Annotated in this window: 1 protein-coding gene; it reads left to right on the plus strand. The window is 67.7% G+C overall.

Translation table 11 applies throughout. The annotated features are described in order from the left end of the window. On the plus strand, window positions 1–1522 hold a 1522-nt coding region (gene scpA, locus ASE88_RS00825; protein ID WP_235527637.1), incomplete at both ends, for a methylmalonyl-CoA mutase.

Consider the following 1522-nt stretch of genomic DNA (forward strand, 5'->3'; position numbering starts at 1 on the left):
ACACCGCGGACGACGTGACCGCCGACCCCGGCCTCCCCGGTTTCGCCCCCTTCACCCGCGGTGTCCGCGCATCGATGTACGCCGGCCGCCCATGGACGATCCGGCAATATGCGGGCTTCTCCACCGCCGAGGCCTCGAACGCCTTCTACCGCCGCAACCTTGCCGCGGGGCAGAAGGGCCTCTCGGTCGCGTTCGATCTCGCCACGCACCGCGGCTATGACAGCGACCATCCGCGCGTCACCGGCGACGTCGGCAAGGCAGGCGTCGCGATCGACAGCGTCGAGGACATGAAGATCCTGTTCGACGGCATCCCGCTCGACAAGATGTCGGTCAGCATGACGATGAACGGCGCGGTGATCCCGATCCTCGCCTTCTTCATCGTCGCGGGCGAGGAACAGGGCGTGCCCCGCCACCTGCTCGACGGGACCATCCAGAACGACATCCTCAAGGAGTTCATGGTCCGCAACACGTACATCTACCCGCCCGAGCCGAGCATGCGGATCATCTCGGACATCTTCGGCTACACGTCGCGCGAGATGCCTAAGTTCAACAGCATCTCGATCAGCGGCTATCACATGCAGGAGGCGGGGGCGACGCAGCTCCACGAGCTCGCCTTCACGATCGCCGACGGCATGGAATACGTCAAATACGGCGTCGCGAGCGGGCTCGACATCGACAAGTTTGCCGGCCGGCTCTCGTTCTTCTTCGCGATCGGCATGAACTTCTTCATGGAGATCGCCAAGCTGCGCGCCGCGCGCGTGCTGTGGCACCGCGCGATGACGCAGCTCGGCGCGCAGGACAAACGCTCGAAGATGCTGCGCACGCATTGCCAGACGTCGGGCGTGTCGCTCACCGAGCAGGATCCGTACAACAACGTCATGCGCACGACGATCGAGGCGATGGCGGCGATGCTGGGGGGCACGCAGTCGCTCCACACCAACGCGCTCGACGAGGCGATCGCGCTGCCGACCGACTTTTCCGCCCGGATCGCGCGCAACACGCAGATCGTGCTGCAGGAAGAGACGGGGATGACCAAGGTCGTCGATCCGCTGGGCGGCAGTTACTATGTCGAGAGCCTGACGCAGAGCCTGGTCGACGGCGCGTGGACGCTGATCGAGCGGATCCAGGCCGAGGGCGGGATGGCCAAGGCGGTCGCCGCGGGCTGGCCCAAGGCGATGATCGAGGAAGCCGCCGCGGGTCGCCAGGCGCGCGTCGATCGCGGCGAGGACGTCATCGTCGGCGTGAACAAGTACAAGCTTGCCGAACAGGACGCGATCGAGATCCTCGACGTCGACAATGTCGCGGTCCGCGCAGGCCAGGTCGAACGGATCGCGCGCGTAAAGGCGACGCGCGACGACGCGGCGTGCCGCGCCGCGCTCGATGCGTTGCGCGAGGGGGCCCGAATTCCTCCCCGGAACGGGGAGGGGGACCATCCGCAGGATGGTGGAGGGGGCGCTCCACACACGGAGACGCCCGCGGAAGCCCCCCCCCCCCCCCCCCCCCCCCCCCCCCCCCCCCCCCC

This window comes from Sphingomonas sp. Leaf38 (assembly GCF_001421825.1).
GTDB lineage: Bacteria > Pseudomonadota > Alphaproteobacteria > Sphingomonadales > Sphingomonadaceae > Sphingomonas.